Origin of the sequence: Pseudonocardia pini (assembly GCF_013870575.1) — a bacterium.
GTDB lineage: Bacteria > Actinomycetota > Actinomycetes > Mycobacteriales > Pseudonocardiaceae > Pseudonocardia > Pseudonocardia pini.
In genome coordinates this window covers 1-1784 of sequence record NZ_JACBXB010000960.1, presented here as the reverse complement: position 1 = coordinate 1784, position 1784 = coordinate 1, and the positions used below count along the sequence as shown (strand labels likewise).

2 protein-coding genes are annotated in these 1784 nt (G+C 69.5%); both read right to left on the bottom strand.

Features of this window, described 5'->3' with window-relative positions; translation table 11 throughout:
* A partial coding sequence (locus H5J29_RS31320) for an ATP-binding cassette domain-containing protein (RefSeq protein WP_181784541.1) occupies positions 1–665 on the bottom strand: 665 nt, incomplete at its 3' end.
* A gap of 68 nt (positions 666–733) precedes the next feature.
* Positions 734–1750 (bottom strand): ABC transporter ATP-binding protein, encoded by a 1017-nt coding sequence (locus tag H5J29_RS31315; RefSeq protein WP_181784540.1) that lies wholly within the window; start codon positions 1748–1750, stop codon positions 734–736.
* Between the last annotated feature and the right edge of the window lie 34 nt (positions 1751–1784).

The window sequence follows — 1784 nt, the reverse complement described above, 5'->3', positions numbered from 1 at the left end:
GCCAGGAACCGCACCAGGGACAGGTCGTGGGAGATGAACAGGAACCCGATGCCCCGCTCGGCCTGCAGGTCCAGCAGCAGGTTGAGGACCTGCGCCTGGATGGAGACGTCGAGAGCCGCCACGGGCTCGTCGCAGACGATGAAGTCCGGGTCCGTCGCGAGCGCCCGCGCGATCGCGATCCGCTGCAGCTGCCCACCCGAGAACTCACGCGGGTACCGGTCGAGATGGTCCGTACGCATCCCCACCCGCTCCAGGAGCCCGACGACGAGGTCGTCACGCTCGGCTCGGGGCAGGCCGCGGTGCACGGTGAAGGGCTCGCCGACCTGGTCGCGGATCAGCATCCGGGGGTCCAGGGAGGAGAACGGGTCCTGGAAGATCATCTGCGCCCGCTGCCGCAGCGTCCGCAGCTCGCGGCCCTTGAGCGCCAGGACGTCCTGGCCGAACATGCGCACCGAACCGCTGTCCGGCTCGATCAGCCGGAGCACCATGCGGCCGACCGTCGACTTCCCGGCCCCCGTCTCCCCCACGATCCCCAACGTCTGCCCCGGGGCGATGGTGAACCCGACGTCGCGAACGGCGTGGTTGCGCTCCACGACCCTGCCGATCAGGTTCCGCTTGCCGGGGAAGCTCTTGCCGAGCCCGTCGACCTCCACCAGGGGGTCCACCGAGTCTCCTCGTCCTCGCTCGTCGCCACCGGCCTCGGCCGGGGCCCGACGGATGGTCGGTCCACTCATCACAGGGTTCCGGTCAGCTCGAGCTCGCCGAGCCGCATGCATCGCGTCGGGGTCCCGTCCGCTCCGGTGCGCATCGGGTTGTCCCCGGTGTCGCACAGGCCGACGACGGCGTGATCGCAGCGCGGGTGGAACCGGCAGCCCGCGGGCTGGTCCCACGGCGCGGGCACCGACCCCCTGATCGACCGCAGCCGGCCTCCCGGCTCGGCATGGTCGGGGATCGCGGCCAGCAGCCCCTCGCTATACGGATGGTGCGGACGGGCGAACAGCTCCTCCATCGGACTGGACTCCACGACCTGCCCCGCATACATCACACTGACCCGGTCACACATCTCCGCGACGACACCCAAATCATGGGTGATGAACAAAATCGACACACCGAACTCCGCCTGCAGCTCGTTCATCAGCCGCAACATCTCCGCCTGCACCGTCACATCCAGAGCCGTGGTCGGCTCGTCCGCGATGAGCAGCGTCGGCCTGCACGCGAGCGCGATCGCCAACATCACCCGCTGACACATCCCCCCACTGAACTGATGGGGATAATCAGCCACCCGACGGGCGGCGTCAGCGATACCCACGGTGTCCAACATGACCGTCGCCTCCACCAGCGCCGCCTTCCGGGACAGCCCCCGGTGCCTACGCAGCACCTCCGCGATCTGGTCACCGACCGTGAACGCCGGGTCCAGACTCCGCCGCGGCTCCTGAAAGATCATCGCGACCCGGTCGCCACGCAGATCGGACAGCCGCCGCTCCGGCATCCCGACCAGCTCCTCACCCACCAGCCGGATGGACCCCTGCGGGATCCGATGCTCGCCGCGGGGCAGCAGACCCATCGTGGCGAGCGAGGTCACCGTCTTACCCGAACCGGACTCGCCCACCAGCCCCACGGTCTCCCCACGACCGACCCACAGGTCGACGCCGTCCACCACCCGGACCCACCCACGCTCGGTCCGGAACTCGATGGCGAGATTCTCGATCTCGAGGACCGTCGCCTGCGGGTCGTCCGGGGGGGACACCATGATGGGACCTCCGCTCGCCTTCGAGCTGTCGGTG

Coding starts and splice junctions, on each gene's coding strand:
- H5J29_RS31315 (WP_181784540.1), bottom strand. CDS start 1,750: ATGGTGTCCCCCCCGGACGACCCGCAGGCGACGGTCCTCGAGATCGAG.